The following is a 15,264-nucleotide window of genomic DNA, read 5'->3' on the forward strand; positions in this document are numbered from 1 at the left end:
CAGGATCCGGTTTGTCGCCAGCTTGAGAGCCACTGAACAGACCCAATGTATAGTTCGGTTATGATCGAACTACCCATCCGTGTCGACCGAGGACAGAGCCACCATGAGCGAACCCTACACGCCCCCACGCGTCTGGACCCCCACTACCTCCGGCGGCAACTTCGCCAGCATCAACCGCCCCATCGCCGGCGCGACCCATGACCAGGAGCTGCCAGTCGGCGAGCACCCCTTCCAGCTCTACTCCCTGGGTACGCCCAATGGCATGAAGGTGACCATCCTGCTGGAGGAACTGCTGGCCCTAGGGCACACCGACGCCGAATACGACGCCTGGCTGATCCGTATCGGGGAAGGTGATCAATTTTCCAGCGGTTTCGTCGAGATCAACCCGAACTCCAAGATCCCGGCCCTGGTGGATCGTCGCGGCGCCGAACCGCTGCGTGTCTTCGAGTCCGGCGCCATCCTGCTCTATCTCGCCGACAGCTTTGGCGCCTTCATTCCCAAGGATCACGCCGGTCGCACCGAGACGCTGAACTGGCTGTTCTGGCAGATGGGTTCGGCGCCCTTCCTGGGTGGCGGCTTCGGGCATTTCTACGCCTATGCGCCGGAAAAGCTCGAATACCCCATCAACCGCTACGCCATGGAAGCCAAGCGCCAGCTCGATGTCCTCGACCGCCTGTTGGCCGAGCGCCGCTATGTGGCCGGCGAGGACTACGGCATCGCCGACATCGCCATCTGGAGCTGGTACGGTAACTTGGTGCTGGGTCAGTTGTACAACGCCGCGGAATTCCTTTCCGTGCAGGACTACCAGCACGTGCAGCGCTGGGCCCAGGCCATCGCCGCGCGGCCGGCGGTGCAGCGTGGCCGCAGGGTCAATCGCACCTGGGGTGAGCCGGGCGAGCAACTGGCCGAGCGGCATTCGGCCAGCGACCTGGACTGACCCAACGAGCGGTGGCAGAAGGGGTCCGCTGCCGCTAGCGCCCCCAGTCCGCCGTGGCGGAGCCGAGTCGCGTCGCGGGGCGACGCCACTGCAGCTCTACCTCACCCATTCGGAGCGGCGCCCGCAAGCGCAACGCAGGCCCCCAGGCGGTGGGTTCCTGAGCTTCACCGTAGTCCTCCTCCGCTGGTCCTCGATACGCTGATCCGTCGCTCGCGCCTGGCCGCTCGGTCAGCAGCAAGGCGGTACGGACCAGGGACAGCCGCGCCGTCAATGCCTGCCCTTCCCGTTGACGCCGTGCCAGCCCGCGCAGGGCAGCGGCTGCCAGGAGATAGCCAGTGGCATGGTCGAGCGCCTGCACCGGCAAGGGTACCGGCGTCTCCACCCCTTGCCAGGCACTGCCAGCCGCTGCGATGCCGCAGGACATCTGCACCAGGCTGTCGTAGCCCCGTCGTAGTGCCCAAGGACCACTCCAGCCGTAGGCACAGAGGGACACATCAATCAGGCCGGGATTGAGCGCGCGTCGCTGTACGTCTCCATAACCCAGCTGCTCCAGCGCATCAGCGCGATAACCGTGAACCAGGATGTCCGCCTCGGCCAGCAGCGCCGCGAACCTCTGGCGGTCGGCGGGCCGCCTGAGATCGAGCCGCGCGCAGCGCTTGCCCAGGGTGACCTCGGGCGCCTGGGCCGGTTCGTCCCACGCGGGCGGATCGATCCGCAGCACCTCGGCGCCCAGCCCTGCCAGCAGGCGGGTAGCGATCGGCCCGGCGAGGATGCGGGTCAGGTCGAGGACGCGGATGCCCTGCAAAGGGCGTTGTGGATCAGGGCGCCAGTCGCGCGGCGCGGCAACGGACGTCCACTCCTGGGCTATCAGGGGTTCGGCGCCAACGGCTTGCCCCTGGGGATGCGCCTGCCACTCCGCCTGGCTGCGCAGCCTCGCCGCGCAGCCGCCCGCAGCGACGATAGCCGTTTCCAGGGCTTCGCCAGAACCGTCGGCCATGACCTCGGCGACGGCGGCCTGGCTATTGCCACAGCCCAGCACGGCGAGGGCGCGCTCCCGGTGATGAGGCGCATTGGCGTGCAACCGCAGCCAGCCGTCACGGGTGCGGTAGTCACCCGTCATGGGATCCCAGACGGCGGGCAACTCCCAGCCCAGGGGACGCAGGGATGTCTTGAACCAGGCCGCGGCGAGATGTCGGTCCACCTGTACCGGCAATCCGGGCGCCCCTTCGGCCAGCAGATCGGCGGTGGCCAGGCCGGCGACCGCGATCGCCGCCGTGGCGAGATCGCTGACCGGGAAGCAGGAGGCCAGGCTGTCGTCGCCGAGGACCTGCAGGTTTGTCGCCTGGGCAGCAGGCAATCCAAGGGCGACCACGAGTTCGCTAAGCAAGGCGTGAAAGGCGGCAGGCGTACGGGACGAGTTGGCCAAGGCGAGGTCCTCCGCGGCAGCAGGCAGTGCTGCCACAGTAACCCTGCCTGTACGACCAGGACACCAGCGTTCGTCCGCCTACCGTCCAGCCCGACGCGGGGACAAATCGCCCGGCACAAGGGTCTCCCCTTCATCGCCTCACCACACCCTATCGGAGACCCCATGACCGAACGACAGCTGCTCATCGCCGGTGCCAGCGGCATCATCGGCCAGGCCGTGCTGGAGGCCTTCGCCAAGGCCGGCTGGTCCATTACCACCGTTGGCCGCTCGAAACAGGGCCCAAGCCGCTTTCCCCATCTGACCGCCGACCTGCTGGACCAGGACAGCCTGGCAGCGGCCAAGGCCGATCTGGCCGGCGTGACCCATCTCTTCTACAGCGCCCTCAAGCCGAACCCCGATCCAGGCGTGGAGGCGGACGAAAACGCCGCCATGCTTGAGAACCTGGTGGGCGCGGTGCGTAGCGCCGGAGCACCCCTGGCCCGCATCACCTTCGTCCAGGGCGGCAAGATCTACGGGGCTCACCTGGGGGTCTACAAGACGCCGGCCCGCGAGGACGACAGTCGTCACTTCCCGCCCAATCTCTACTTCCGCCACGAAGACTTCGTCCGCAGTCTCGAAGGTGATGGCATTCGCTGGACGGCGCTGAGGCCCGACATCGTCATCGGCCATTCCCTGGGATCAGCCATGAATCTGGGCAACCTCATCGGCGTCTATGGCGCGCTCTGTCGCGAGACCGGCACGGCCATGCAGTTTCCCGGAACGGAGCAGGCCTATCGCGGTGCCCTGGTCAACGTCACCGCCGCGCCGCTATTGGGCGAGGCCGCGGTCTGGGCAGCGGAAGAAGAACGCGATGGCGCCTACAACCTCACCAATGGCGACGTCTTCCGCTGGAGTCACGTCTGGCCGCAGCTGGCCGACTGGTTCGGGCTGGAGGTGGGCGAGCCGCAACCCATCTCCCTGGCCCAGCGCCTGACCGCACTGAAACCGGTCTGGCAGGCGCTGGCAGAGCGCGAAGGACTGGCCGAGGCCGATCCCGAACGGATCGCACCCGGCGCTTTCGGCGACTTCATCTTCCATGTCGAGAAAGACGCCATCTTCGACGTGACCAAGGCGCGGCAGGCCGGCTTCGGGCGGATGATCCTGAGGTCCGACGAGGTCTTGCTCGCGCATCTGGAGGACATGCGCCGGCGGCGGCTGATTCCCTGAGGTGCGGTTTCCGTAGTCCGGGCGACACGGGCCGAGTGCGGGGTATCCTCAACACGTTCCATGCTCCGCACGGATAACGTACCGCTCACGTCAGCTGATCCAGGTGATGCTGTCTGCGGTCCGTCAGGCAGTGAAGGTGAGTTGGATCCTCGGCCATTCAACGTCCTGACGATGAGGGGACTGCTGCGCGGTATAGAACGGTCGGATAACCGGGCCGCGTGAAGCAGAAAACGATGCGCGAAATGACTGGGCGCCCTGGCGCCCTCAAAGTCTAGCCATCGCTCCAACCTCCTACGCCCCGGTGTGCACGGCCACTCGCATTACCAGGGCGTGCACCGCGCGTCAGCGGCTTGCTTATCGAGGCTTCAGCAACCAAGCATTGTCGTCGGGCAGATTTGACCCGTGTTACCACAACCAAGAGTACGCGCCATATCAGTCAAGCAGGGTGCGTGCATACACCATGATTAACTCATTATTAAAAATCAAAAACATAATAACCCCCTCCAGCTCACGAACCTTTCAATTAATACTTCCCACCTTATTAGATAACACACCCGATCAAGTTCACCCAGAATAACATTAGAAGCCACATCACATCGAATTGGCAGGCTAAGCTTTCCAGCCAACGCTTTACCTGCAGCGGGTAGACCCTCCCTCAGGCTGACAGTTAAACGAAGCGTTAGCGCCTGCCGCTTGGCTCAATAGCTACGCAGAGTGACATCGTCCACGCACAGCTCAGTGGCACCATGCTCTAACGCAAACGTTTTCATTATTTATCGTGCTTAGCTTCTTGTCGTTTGTCGGAAAAGAAACAGCACAATTAAAGATTGAAAGTGAAACTCCGATAAGGAGAAAGCACCAATGCTCAACCTCCCTGCGGAGTCAGTCCATGCTGTCCAATATGTCGATTTCTAAAAAACTGATGTCAGGCTTTGGCTTGGTCATCGCCATTATTTGCGTACTTGTTCTAGTCGCCCGCCATGGATTTTCGGCAATTGACCAGTCAGTTAGTTGGAATATCCATACCTATCGAACCCTAGACGGTGCCAATAAGCTTCTCGTCAGCCTGACCAACATGGAAACTGGCATGCGTGGCTTCGCGCTGAGCGGGCAAGACGACTTCCTCGAACCGTACTCGAGCGGCAAAGCCGCATTTGAGAAGGCTTGGCACGAACTGAAGTCGCTTACTGCGGACAATCCCATCCAGCAGACGCGGCTGGATGAGCTGAACGTAGTTAGAGAGCGCTGGCTGAACGACGACCTTGAGCGCTCGATCCAGCTACGCCGGTCCGTCGTCCAAGGCAGTGCAAGCATGGACGACATGGTCAAGCGCATTGTCGATCGTCAGGACAAGGCGAAGATGGACAAGATGCGCCAGATCATCACGGACTTTAGCAACGACGAAGCAAAGCTACTGGATATCCGCACGGCAGAGATGCGGTCGGCCGAACAAGGCGCGCTGTGGATGCTGACCGGCGGTGGGCTCCTGGCTGCCATTGCATCGCTAATCGTAGCGCTGGGACTTTCCCGCTCCATCAAACGCCGTCTGGGTGACGCCATCGCCTCGGCACAGGCCATCGCGGCCGGTCAGCTAGATATGGATATCAAGCACTCGGGGAGCGACGAAATCGCCAGCCTGCTGAAGGCATTCAGCGCCATGCAAGGACGGCTGCGTGAAATGATCGTGGAAATCAAGGACGGTACAGGCCGCCTGCTCCATGCTGCCAACGACATCTCCGGCACATCTGAAGAGTTGGCGCTTGCTGCCCGCGATCAGTCGGCTTCTGCGTCGTCGATGGCGGCTACCGTCGAGGAGCTTACGGTGAGCATCGCCCACGTCTCAGCAAACGCTGGCGATGCCCATACCATCTCGAGCGAGTCCGGCAAACGCTCTGTCGAGGGCGGCAAGGTGATTCGTCGCACGCTTGACAGCATGACGGAGATCGCTAGCACCGTACAAAACTCAGCTGAACAGATTTCGGAACTGGGGCGCCATACCGATGAGATTACCTCGATCGTGAATGTCATCAGTGCGATCGCCGAACAGACCAACCTGCTTGCGCTCAATGCCGCCATCGAGGCAGCACGCGCAGGCGATCAGGGCCGCGGCTTCGCCGTGGTGGCGGATGAGGTTCGTCTACTGGCCCAGCGTACCGGCAAATCCACCCAGGAGATCGCCGATATGATCAAGAAGATCCAGATAAGTACCCAGGAGGCCGTCAGCAGCATGAATGTCGGGGTGGCTCAGGTTAATGAGGGGGTGGAGTTGGCCAGCTCGGCCAGCCTTGCGATCGACGAAATCCGCGACGGCGCAGATCGGATTATCTCGGTGGTCGATCAAATTTCCCTGTCGCTGCGAGAGCAGTCAGCAGCGAGCCAGGATGTCGCCCGTAACGTCGAGCGAATTGCACAGATGGCGCAGACCAACAGTCATTCCAGTCAGAGCGCATCGCGCAACGCGGTGGACATTCAGCACCTGGCTCAGGCGCTGGACAGGCAAGTTGCACAGTTCCGTCTATAGCAATCCTTAGCCCGCTTGTTCAAGCGGGCTGTTTTGCCGATACGAGGGCTCACTTCTCTTGGCCTGGCACATCAGCCTATGCCGTTTGGAAGGGTTGAAACATGGGTGAGCCTCACCAAGGTCGCCTTTTCCGAAGCGCACTCGCCCCTGCTTGCTGCGGTCGCTCTGCGCGTAATTTGGATGGGACTGGTTGAGTATCCCCGCTAGGCATCCGGTAGCGGCCTATGGCGTGGACTGCAGACGTAGGCAAAAGGAAGCCCGGGATTCGCGCCTAACAGGATCGGTACTCTTGCGCAGCGGCGCCGGTGACCTGCTTGCGGAAAGGCTCTACGGCAAACCCTGCCGTCCCGTACAGCTGGCAACACTCAAGGCAAACTGGACATCATGTCCGACTGCCCTGCATGCCGTGGCTATCGCTTGACGCTGCGCACGGATCATTCAACCACTAGCCCCATAGGAGGCAAATCCTGGAAGCCTTAAGCGTCTACCTGGGCCTTGCCGTCCTCGCCTTTGGTGCGGCCACCCTGCTGCCCCTACAATCGGAAGCGGCCTTCGCGGGGCTGCTGCTGACCGAACGTTACGCCATGCCACTCCTGCTGCTAGCCGCGACGCTTGGCAATGTCGCCGGCTCAACGCTGAACTGGTGGCTCGGCACCCATCTCGAACGCTTTCGCCAACGCCGCTGGTTTCCGGTATCGCCGAAACGGCTTGCCCGCATTCAAGCGGCCTATCAGCGCTATGGCTGGTGGTCGCTGCTGCTCAGCTGGACGCCCGTGATCGGTGATCCGCTGACCCTGGTCGCCGGCGTGATGCGCGAACCCCTGTGGCGCTTTTTACTGGTGGTGACCCTGGCCAAGACCACGCGCTATGTAGTGGTCTGGGGGCTTACCCAGGGTTGGCGCTGATCGAGCGCGCGAGGAAGGTCTTCCCGTCCTTACGTCCAGACTTCTCGGTACGCCACAGGAGTACTGAACGCGCACTCTCAGCCGGCTTGACGGGTCCGCTGACCCAGCCAGGTCGCCTCGACGGAGGCCAGATCGGCGCGTGGGATGAGTTGCGCAGGAATGCAGCTGCAGCGCGACAGGTTGAAGACCTGACGGCCCTCGGCGGTCATGACGTCCTGCATGACCTTGAGCCCGGGCAGGATACGGTTGTACAGGTGCTCGTCCAGACCACAGGGCGATCTAGCGCCTGTGCTGCCTTCGTAGAAGCGTGGGGCCCGGGCATTGAGGTCGACACCGGCCAGATAGATCTTGCTAAAGCCCAGGTGATAGGCCAGTTGCAAGGCGATGAAGGCAACGGTCCGGACATCGAAGATGCCGTAGTCCATGTCCCGGCTGAAGCCGATGTCGCGCGCTCGGCGACTGAGCAAGGTGAGCGTGCGTTCGGCCTGGTCACGCTCCAGCCCGAGGTAGTGTTCCAACCGGGTACTGGGCGCTCGTCGCAACGCGTGAGCCTTGGCCTGCCGGCTTTCCGGGAGCCGTTCGATTGCCGCAGGCCACAATGCCAGCCGTTGCGCCTGCTCGATCCCGCGCGCATAGAGCTCAGGTTGCTGCTCGGCAAAGCTCAGGTCGCTGCAGACGTAGAAGAGCGGACGGATGCCGCTCCCGCTCAGCTTGGCGATGGCACCGTTCATGGTGATGATCGGCACATCCTGCCAGGCGTCCAGGTTGAGTTCGGCAGCCGAAGGTCCGGAAGCCAGCAGGAGCACCGGGCCACGTTGACTGTTGCGCAAGGGCGCGAAGTCCTGGCTCACAGCGGCGAGCCACCTGGACGTGCGGCATTGAGGACCTTGGACAGGCGGTTTGAAAGCTGCTCGAGTGGCATACCACCAGCTCCCTGTACGGCAATGACGAAGGTTATTAGTCATACATATTCAATGGTACCGATAAAAAAGTAACCGGGCACCCTGTTGAATGACGCCACCAACGCTACGTTTTGCCGCTTAGGACTCACTTAAGGTGCCTATACCGAATGTGGTGCCCATAGCAATTAAGAGACTTGTCTGTGAGCCAGCAGAAGCCGAGGCGGCCCAGGGCCTGGAACGATCCGGAGATCCGCCCTGCCCCCACCGACATCGCGCCACTCGTGGGAGCTCGCGAACGACCGATTGCCTCTTAACGGAGACACCGCTCCGACGATCAGGAATACCGCGCGGAGAGGCGCCATTCGCGCAGGGCCTCGACCGCTCGCGAATGGCCCTCACCAAGCATGGCAGGGTCACAGGGCTGGAGGTTGCCGCCAACCGCACTGTGCCTGTACGAGCGCGGTGGACAGGCGCGAGGACTTACGCCTCCCCGGCGATCTAGGAACCGCGGTAGGTGCTGAAGCCGTAGGGGCTGAGCAACAAGGGGATATGGTAGTGCTGCTCCGGCTGGGTGACATCGAACACCACGGGGATTTCGGGGAAGAAGGCGCTGCGGCCCTGCTGGCGATAGTAGTCGCCGGTCTTGAAGACCACCCGGTATTCACCCTTCTCGAAGGTCTTTTCCTGGGGAAACAGCGCCGGCACCCGTCCCTGCTCGTTAGTGACCTCCTCCGCCAGCGGCTGCCAGCCCTGCCCTACCTGGCGTTCCAGGGTCACATGCACCCCCGCCGACGGCTTGCCGTCTTCCAGGTTGAGCACATGGACGCTCAGGGGGTTGGGTGCAGCAATCGCGAAGCCGGACAGGGCCAGACCAGACAACAGGACGAACGTCTTCATGGAGATTTCCTTCAGGGATGGGAGGTGAGACTGAGGTGTTCGGCGGCCGCCAGCGCACAGCGCTCGTCCGCCCCGCCACCGCCGGCACCGGCGATGCCCAGGGCGCCGACCAGCTGGTCGCCTTCGTAGAGGGGGATGCCACCGCCGAGCAGCAGCAACTCGGGAAGGGTGACGAGATTGGCCGCATCCGTGTTCTGCCGGGCGCGCTCGGCAAGCGCCTGCGACGGGGTGCGGGTGGACAGTGCGGTAAAGGCCTTGCGCCGCGCCGCCTCGCCATTATGCGGCCCGACGCGGGTATCGCGTTGCAGGAGGATCAGTTGACCGCTGCGGTCGAGCACCGCCAGGGCGGCGCTGCAGGGCGCGGCCTGCGCCAGACGCTGGGCAGCCGCGAGGTCGAGATCGGGATGCTGCGGCAACGCCGCCTGCGCCTGACCGATGAACGCGGCGCCTAGTAAGGCGGTGGAGAGAGAAAGAAAGCGCGACATGATTCGAGGTCCAGGAGATGACCCCGCCAACTTATCCTGATCGTTCGGTCAGGAACGGGTACTGCGGCATGACAATTTTGTCAGGTTGCTCAGTGAGATAGCTGTCCAGGCAAGATCAATAGGTGTCTCCGTAAGGCGTGGTACTGCCTGCATGATCAAGACGTTTCGGCTGACCTAGATGATGTCCGGTAACTCCTGACCAGGCACTGGTCATCTCCACGCTTGTCATAGCCTGTACACCCATACGAGGCGAACTCATGGCTATCAATGCAGAACTCAAAGCTGAACTCTTGCGCCGGCTGTATCACTCGCACCCGGAAGGGCTGGGCAATGAAATCCTCGATAACCATCACGGCGAAGAGGCCGTGATGGATGTCCTCCAGGACCTGCAAGCGCATGGACTTATCCAGAAAGGCCATCTGTCCACAGACACTCAAGGAAAACGCGCTTTGGTACCGCCCGTTAAGCTGACGTCCGCGGGAGTAGACGTAGCAAAGGACGTTGAGTGATGGAAAGGGCCCATCGCCAGCGTTGGGCCCTTTCCATCAGGCTTCTAATACATCAAGACCATCTGATCCAAGAGACCTGATACCTGCAGCGTCACTGCAGTATTTCTGGACCCGACATCAATGTCAGTTGAGTTGCGGAGAGAAAGAAGGTATCGGTTGCCGCAACGGCACCATGCCGCACAGGGTGTCCTGCGCTATATGGATTAGCCTCTGTACAACAAGTGCCTGCGCTCGGTGATGCTGCGTTAAAAGTCAGCTGGATCGCCAGTCCGATCGGAATGCTCGTTTACCACTCGTAACCTCGAGCGCGAGTCCGATCCGCTTCCTCGCCGATTTTTGCCCTGCCTGATCTTCGCTCGACGACTTTTCTTACAGAGCCTAGGTCGAGATTGAGTAGAACTCGCTGGATCTACCAAGCCGGCTTGGTCACCGCCTGATCGCGTGATCATAGCGCGAGATTCTGGTTGGCCCCGTGGGGGACCCTTTGGGCATGCGCCAAACCACTGGCCGATTCTGCTTGGATTTTGATTCTGTTTTGATCAGAGCCTAGAAACGAAAAAGGCCCAAGCCACTAAGTGCTTGAGCCTCATCGTTAATTTGGTCGGGACGGAGTGATTCGAACACTCGACCCCTTGCACCCCATGCAAGTGCGCTACCAGGCTGCGCTACGCCCCGACTGTGTTCCTCTAGGGAACGGCGTGCATCTTACTGCAACACTTTGATTAATGGAAGCTTTTTTTCACTTCTTCAGTACGACGAGGACTTCTTCGAGTTCGCTGATCATCTGGCGGATGAGCTGGTGGTACTGCGAACCCTCGTCGCGGGTTTCATCGCCCTGGGTGAGACGCTGGCGCGCCCCGCCGATGGTGAAGCCTTCGTTGTACAGCAGGGCGCGGATCTGGCGAATCATCAGCACGTCGTGACGCTGGTAATAGCGTCGGTTACCGCGGCGCTTCACCGGGTTGAGCTGGGGAAATTCCTGCTCCCAGTAGCGCAGCACGTGCGGTTTGACCAGGCAAAGGTCGCTCACCTCACCGATGGTGAAGTAGCGTTTGCCCGGTATGACCGGCAGCTCGTCGTTATGACTTGGTTCCAGCATAGGCCTCGACCCTGGCTTTGAGTTTCTGCCCGGGGCGGAAGGTCACCACACGGCGCGCCGTGATGGGTATCTCCTCCCCCGTCTTGGGATTGCGTCCGGGGCGCTGGCGCTTGTCGCGCAGGTCGAAGTTGCCGAAACCGGACAACTTGACCTGCTCGTTGCTTTCGAGCGCATGACGAATTTCTTCGAAGAACAGTTCGACCAATTCCTTGGCTTCACGTTTGTTCAGACCGAGCTCTTCAAACAGACGTTCGGCCATCTCAGCTTTCGTCAGGGCCCCCATGCACTATTTCCTTAAGGTGGCGTTGAACCTTCTTTCCAGAGAAACGAGGATTTTCTGCGTCGTTTCGTTGACTTCTTCATCGGTTAATGTGCGCGATGGATGTTGCAAGGTCAAGCCGATGGCGACGCTTTTTCTATGTGGATCAATACCTTTGCCTTGGTAGACGTCGAACAGACGCAGCTCCTTGAGGCCTTCTCCAGCGTTTTCGCGGATGTCGGCCAAGAGGTCACCTGCGGCTACGGTTTCGTCCACCACCAGCGCCAGGTCACGCCGCACTTCCGGAAAGCGCGACAGCTCGCCAAAGCGCGGCAGGCTGCCGGTGGTCAGGGCATCGAGCGCCAGCTCGAAGAGGAACACCGGACGATCCACGTCCAGCTCGCGCGCCACTTCCGGGTGCAGGGCGCCCAGATAGCCGACTGGCTGCCCTGCCCTTTCAATCAGTGCGGTCTGCCCCGGGTGCAACGCCGGATGCTCACCTGCAACGAAGCGGAAGTCGCTACCCGCACCCGACTGGGCCAGCAGCGCCTCGACATCGGCCTTGACGTCGAAGAAGTCCACCGCTTCACGCCCGGACGACCAGCTCTCCGGCAGACGCGAACCGCAGACGGCGCCGGCCAGGACGTTTTCCTGCACCAGGCCTTCCAGCTGACCAACGAATCTCAGCCCCGACTCGAACAGCCGGACGCGGTCCTGCTGACGGTTGAGGTTGTACTGCACGGCCTTGACCAGACCCGGCCACAGCGACGAGCGCATGGCGGCCATGTCGGTGGAGATGGGGTTGGCCAGCATCACCGGCTGGGCCGCAGGGGCGAACAGCCGGAAGGTCTTTTCGTCGATGAAGCTGTAGGTGATGGCTTCCTGGTAACCGCGGGCCACCAGCAGGCGACGCAATTGGCTCAGCTCGCCCTTGCTTTCAGGCAGGGGTTGCGGCGCCAGACGGGCCTGGGGAAAACGGATCGGCAGCTGGTTGTAGCCATAGAGGCGCGCCAGTTCTTCGATCAGGTCCACTTCGATGCTGATGTCGAAACGGTGGCTGGGCACGCCTACCTGCCAGCGACCGGCTTCCAGGCGGGCTACGGCGAGACCCAGGCCGCTGAGCAGACGCTCGACCTGTTCGTCATCAAGGGTAAGACCCAAGACGCGCTCGATGCGCTCGGCGCGCAGCAGGATCGGCTCGACCTGCGGCAGGTGCTCGGCACTGACCGCTTCGATCACCGGACCCGGTTCGCCGCCAACGATATCTAGCAGCAGACGAGTCGCGCGCTCCATGGCCTTGCGCGCCAGTTCGAAGTCCACGCCCCGCTCGAAGCGGTGGGAGGAATCGGTGTGCAGGCCATAGGAGCGAGCCTTGCCGGCAACGGCGATGGTGTCGAAGAAGGCGCTTTCCAGGAACAGATCACGGGTACCGGCGGCGACGCCACTGTGCTCGCCCCCCATGACGCCAGCGATGGCCAGGGCGCGTTCGTGGTCGGCGATCACCAGGGTATCGTTGCGCAGTTCGATGTCCTGGCCATCCAGCAGCACCAGGCGCTCGCCGGCATCGGCCAGGCGCACGCGGATGCCGCCCTTGATCTGGTCCAGATCGAAGGCGTGCATGGGCTGACCCAGTTCGAGCATCACATAGTTGGTGACGTCGACGGCGGCGTCGATGCTGCGCACGCCGCTGCGGCGCAGGCGCTCGACCATCCAGTCCGGCGTCGGACGGGACAGGTCGACGTTCTTGACCACGCGACCCAGGTAGCGCGGGCAGGCCTGGGGCGTCAGCACCTCGACCGGACGGGTCTCCTGGTGCGTAGGCGCTACGGCCTCGACCTGCAGCGGCTCGACGGTGGCGTTGTACAGGGCACCCACTTCCCGCGCCAGACCGGCGATGGACAGGCAGTCACCACGGTTGGGCGTCAGGTCGACATCGATGATGGCGTCGTCCAGCTGCAGGTAGTTGCGGATGTTCTCGCCCACCGGCGCGCCGGCCGGCAGCTCCAGCAGGCCGCTGTTGTCGTCGCTGATCTGCAGTTCGCTGGCCGAGCAGAGCATGCCGTGAGACTCCACGCCGCGCAGCTTGGCCTTCTTGATGGTGAAGTCGCCCGGCAGGGTTGCGCCGACGGTGGCGAAAGGCACCTTGAGGCCCGCGCGCACATTGGGTGCGCCGCAGACCACCTGGAAGGATTCCTGACCGTTGCTGACCTGGCAGACATTGAGCTTGTCGGCATCGGGATGGCGCTCGACGGAGACCACCTCACCGACGATGACGCCCTGGAAGCTGCCAGCCGCCGCTTCGACGCCGTCCACTTCCAGGCCGGCCATGGACAGCCGGGCAACCAGATCCTCGTGCGTAGCCGCAGGGTTCACCCAGCTACGCAGCCATTGTTCACTGAATTTCATAGGACTCCCGTCTGGCAGCTAGCGGAATTGCGCCAGGAAGCGCAGATCGTTGTCGAAGAAGAGGCGCAGGTCGTTGACCCCGTAGCGCAGCATGGCCAGGCGCTCGGCGCCCATGCCGAAGGCGAAGCCCTGGTACTTCTCCGGATCGATGCCGGCCATGCGCAGGACATTGGGATGGACCATGCCGCAGCCCAGCACTTCGAGCCAGCGCGAAGCCGGTTCGCCGTCGCGGCTCGGGCGGCGAATATCCACCTCGGCCGATGGCTCGGTGAAGGGGAAGTAGGAGGGACGGAAGCGGACTTCCAGCTCTTCCTCGAAGAATTCGCGCAGGAAAGTCACCAGGGTGCTCTTGAGATCGGCGAAGCTGACTTCCTCGTCGATCACCAGGCCTTCGACCTGATGGAACATCGGCGAGTGGGTCTGATCGCTATCGCAGCGGTACACGCGACCCGGGCAGATGATGCGGATCGGCGGCTGCTGGCTCTCCATGGTGCGGATCTGCACCGGCGAGGTGTGGGTGCGCAGCAGCATGTTGGCGTTGAAGTAGAAGGTGTCGTGCATCGCCCGTGCCGGGTGGTGGCCGGGGATGTTGAGCGCTTCGAAGTTGTGGTAGTCGTCTTCGATTTCGGGACCGGTGGCGACGCCATAGCCGATGTTGGCGAACAGGCGCTCGATACGCTCCAGGGTGCGGGTGACGGGATGCAGGCCACCGGAGGCCTGACCACGCCCGGGCAGGGTCACGTCGATGCGTTCCGCGGCGAGGCGAGCGGCCAGGGCGGCCTGCTCCAGCGTCGCCTTGCGGCTGTTGATTGCGTCCTGGACACGTTCCTTGGCGGCGTTGATCAGCGCGCCAGCCTGGGGACGCTCCTCCGCCGTGAGGTGGCCCAGGGTCTTCATGATCTGGGTCAGTTCACCCTTCTTGCCCAGGTAATTGACCCGGAGCTGTTCCAGGGCATTGGTGTCTTCGGTGTGCCGCACGGCCTCCAGTGCTTGGGAGACCAGCGCATCCAGGTTTTCCATCTAGGGACTCCAGATACAAAATAGGGGAAGAGCTATGAGGCTCTTCCCCTATTGATAATGTTGCTTCGCGCCAGGGGCGCGAGATTGCCGGGGGGCTTAAGCCAGCGAAGCTTTAGCTTTCTCGACAATCGCAGCAAACGCCGCTTTTTCGTTCACGGCCAGATCGGCCAGTACCTTACGGTCGATCTCGATGGCCGCTTTCTTCAGGCCGGCGATCAGACGGCTGTAGGACAGACCGTTGATACGAGCACCAGCGTTGATACGAGCGATCCACAGAGCGCGGAACTGACGCTTCTTCTGACGGCGGTCACGGTAGGCGTATTGGCCTGCCTTGATTACCGCTTGCTTAGCGACGCGGAAGACGCGCGAACGGGCACCGTAGTAGCCTTTGGCGAGCTTCAGGATTTTCTTGTGACGGCGACGAGCGATGACGCCACGCTTAACACGAGCCATGGGTAACTTCCTTTAAATTCTTGACCAGGATTAACGAAGGCGCAGCATGCGCTCGACCTTTTGGACGTCGGATGCATGCATCAGCGACGTACCGCGTAGCTGACGCTTACGCTTGGTGGTCATCTTGGTCAGAATGTGGCTCTTGAAAGCGTGCTTGTGCTTGATGCCACCAGCAGTTTTCACGAAGCGCTTCGCAGCGCCGCTTTTGGTTTTCATCTTTGGCATGTTCGGATACTCCG

Annotated in this window: 15 protein-coding genes and 1 tRNA gene; 5 read left to right on the forward strand and 11 right to left on the reverse strand. The window is 62.2% G+C overall.

Translation table 11 applies throughout. The features are described 5' to 3' along the window. Positions 1-103 precede the first annotated feature (103 nt). A complete protein-coding gene (gene yghU, locus LRS53_RS15065) occupies positions 104-937 on the forward strand; it encodes a glutathione-dependent disulfide-bond oxidoreductase (protein ID WP_064306601.1) in 834 nt (277 codons plus the stop codon). 34 nt (positions 938-971) lie between these two features. On the opposite strand, the gene LRS53_RS15070 is transcribed toward yghU, so the two are convergent. Then, entirely contained in the window at positions 972-2,363 is a 1,392-nt protein-coding gene (locus LRS53_RS15070; RefSeq protein ID WP_231356447.1) for a CoA transferase, read from the reverse strand. 162 nt (positions 2,364-2,525) lie between these two features. Here LRS53_RS15070 and LRS53_RS15075 point away from each other — a divergent pair, with 162 nt between their 5' ends. The 3 genes from LRS53_RS15075 to LRS53_RS15085 all read left to right on the forward strand — a co-directional run bounded on the left by LRS53_RS15075 (position 2,526) and on the right by LRS53_RS15085 (position 6,995). Continuing rightward, positions 2,526-3,569 (forward strand): SDR family oxidoreductase, encoded by a 1,044-nt coding sequence (locus LRS53_RS15075; protein ID WP_231356448.1) that lies wholly within the window; start codon positions 2,526-2,528, stop codon positions 3,567-3,569. A gap of 889 nt (positions 3,570-4,458) precedes the next feature. Further along, the gene (locus tag LRS53_RS15080; RefSeq protein ID WP_231356449.1) at positions 4,459-6,090 is read left to right on the forward strand and encodes a methyl-accepting chemotaxis protein; all 1,632 of its coding nucleotides are present in this window, start codon (positions 4,459-4,461) and stop codon (positions 6,088-6,090) included. Between the two features lie 467 nt (positions 6,091-6,557). Continuing rightward, positions 6,558-6,995, forward strand: coding sequence for a YqaA family protein (locus tag LRS53_RS15085; protein ID WP_231356803.1), 438 nt, complete (start codon positions 6,558-6,560; stop codon positions 6,993-6,995). A 77-nt stretch (positions 6,996-7,072) separates the two neighbouring features. On the opposite strand, the gene LRS53_RS15090 is transcribed toward LRS53_RS15085, so the two are convergent. The 3 genes from LRS53_RS15090 to LRS53_RS15100 form a co-directional block, all read right to left on the reverse strand. Next, positions 7,073-7,846 (reverse strand): lipopolysaccharide biosynthesis protein, encoded by a 774-nt coding sequence (locus tag LRS53_RS15090; RefSeq protein WP_231356450.1) that lies wholly within the window; start codon positions 7,844-7,846, stop codon positions 7,073-7,075. A 549-nt stretch (positions 7,847-8,395) separates the two neighbouring features. After that, positions 8,396-8,794, reverse strand: coding sequence for a hydroxyisourate hydrolase (gene uraH / locus LRS53_RS15095; protein WP_231356451.1), 399 nt, complete (start codon positions 8,792-8,794; stop codon positions 8,396-8,398). A gap of 11 nt (positions 8,795-8,805) precedes the next feature. Further along, on the reverse strand, positions 8,806-9,279 hold the full coding sequence (locus tag LRS53_RS15100; RefSeq protein ID WP_231356452.1) for a heme-binding protein: 474 nt from the start codon (positions 9,277-9,279) through the stop codon (positions 8,806-8,808). A 257-nt stretch (positions 9,280-9,536) separates the two neighbouring features. On the opposite strand from LRS53_RS15100, the gene LRS53_RS15105 reads away from it, so the two are divergent. Then, a complete protein-coding gene (locus LRS53_RS15105; RefSeq protein WP_081594562.1) occupies positions 9,537-9,788 on the forward strand; it encodes a hypothetical protein in 252 nt (83 codons plus the stop codon). Positions 9,789-10,386: 598 nt separating this feature from the next. Here the strand turns inward: LRS53_RS15105 and LRS53_RS15110 are convergent. The 7 genes from LRS53_RS15110 to rpmI all read right to left on the reverse strand — a co-directional run bounded on the left by LRS53_RS15110 (position 10,387) and on the right by rpmI (position 15,250). Beyond that, a tRNA-Pro gene (locus tag LRS53_RS15110) sits at positions 10,387-10,463 on the reverse strand. 64 nt (positions 10,464-10,527) lie between these two features. After that, positions 10,528-10,887, reverse strand: a complete 360-nt coding sequence (locus tag LRS53_RS15115; RefSeq protein ID WP_160922895.1) for a MerR family transcriptional regulator — start codon at positions 10,885-10,887, stop codon at positions 10,528-10,530. After that, positions 10,868-11,170: an integration host factor subunit alpha gene (gene ihfA / locus LRS53_RS15120; RefSeq protein WP_007159196.1), complete on the reverse strand. Its 303-nt coding sequence runs from the start codon at positions 11,168-11,170 to the stop codon at positions 10,868-10,870. The genes LRS53_RS15115 and ihfA overlap by 20 nt, the downstream gene beginning before the upstream one ends. Positions 11,171-11,173: 3 nt before the next feature. Beyond that, positions 11,174-13,552, reverse strand: coding sequence for a phenylalanine--tRNA ligase subunit beta (gene pheT / locus LRS53_RS15125; RefSeq protein WP_231356453.1), 2,379 nt, complete (start codon positions 13,550-13,552; stop codon positions 11,174-11,176). An 18-nt stretch (positions 13,553-13,570) separates the two neighbouring features. Then, a complete protein-coding gene (gene pheS, locus LRS53_RS15130) occupies positions 13,571-14,572 on the reverse strand; it encodes a phenylalanine--tRNA ligase subunit alpha (protein ID WP_017638834.1) in 1,002 nt (333 codons plus the stop codon). 96 nt (positions 14,573-14,668) lie between these two features. Continuing rightward, complete coding sequence (gene rplT / locus LRS53_RS15135) at positions 14,669-15,025, reverse strand: 50S ribosomal protein L20 (RefSeq protein WP_007159199.1); 357 nt, start codon at positions 15,023-15,025, stop codon at positions 14,669-14,671. 30 nt (positions 15,026-15,055) lie between these two features. Next, positions 15,056-15,250 carry a 50S ribosomal protein L35 gene (gene rpmI, locus LRS53_RS15140; RefSeq protein ID WP_007159200.1) on the reverse strand — a complete coding sequence of 65 codons (195 nt, stop codon included), beginning with the start codon at positions 15,248-15,250 and terminating at the stop codon, positions 15,056-15,058. Positions 15,251-15,264: the final 14 nt, after the last annotated feature.

The sequence above is a fragment of the Pseudomonas sp. PLB05 genome (assembly GCF_021106615.1).
GTDB lineage: Bacteria > Pseudomonadota > Gammaproteobacteria > Pseudomonadales > Pseudomonadaceae > Chryseomonas > Chryseomonas benzopyrenica.

What these genes read in the sequence shown, in the direction of transcription:
- yghU (WP_064306601.1), top strand. Translation starts at nt 104, where the DNA reads ATGAGCGAACCCTACACGCCCCCACGCGTCTGGACCCCCACTACCTCC.
- LRS53_RS15075 (WP_231356448.1), top strand. Translation starts at nt 2,526, where the DNA reads ATGACCGAACGACAGCTGCTCATCGCCGGTGCCAGCGGCATCATCGGC.
- LRS53_RS15080 (WP_231356449.1), top strand. Translation starts at nt 4,459, where the DNA reads ATGCTGTCCAATATGTCGATTTCTAAAAAACTGATGTCAGGCTTTGGC.
- uraH (WP_231356451.1), bottom strand. Translation starts at nt 8,794, where the DNA reads ATGAAGACGTTCGTCCTGTTGTCTGGTCTGGCCCTGTCCGGCTTCGCG.
- LRS53_RS15100 (WP_231356452.1), bottom strand. Translation starts at nt 9,279, where the DNA reads ATGTCGCGCTTTCTTTCTCTCTCCACCGCCTTACTAGGCGCCGCGTTC.
- LRS53_RS15105 (WP_081594562.1), top strand. Translation starts at nt 9,537, where the DNA reads ATGGCTATCAATGCAGAACTCAAAGCTGAACTCTTGCGCCGGCTGTAT.
- LRS53_RS15115 (WP_160922895.1), bottom strand. Translation starts at nt 10,887, where the DNA reads ATGCTGGAACCAAGTCATAACGACGAGCTGCCGGTCATACCGGGCAAA.
- ihfA (WP_007159196.1), bottom strand. Translation starts at nt 11,170, where the DNA reads ATGGGGGCCCTGACGAAAGCTGAGATGGCCGAACGTCTGTTTGAAGAG.
- pheT (WP_231356453.1), bottom strand. Translation starts at nt 13,552, where the DNA reads ATGAAATTCAGTGAACAATGGCTGCGTAGCTGGGTGAACCCTGCGGCT.
- pheS (WP_017638834.1), bottom strand. Translation starts at nt 14,572, where the DNA reads ATGGAAAACCTGGATGCGCTGGTCTCCCAAGCACTGGAGGCCGTGCGG.
- rplT (WP_007159199.1), bottom strand. Translation starts at nt 15,025, where the DNA reads ATGGCTCGTGTTAAGCGTGGCGTCATCGCTCGTCGCCGTCACAAGAAA.
- rpmI (WP_007159200.1), bottom strand. Translation starts at nt 15,250, where the DNA reads ATGCCAAAGATGAAAACCAAAAGCGGCGCTGCGAAGCGCTTCGTGAAA.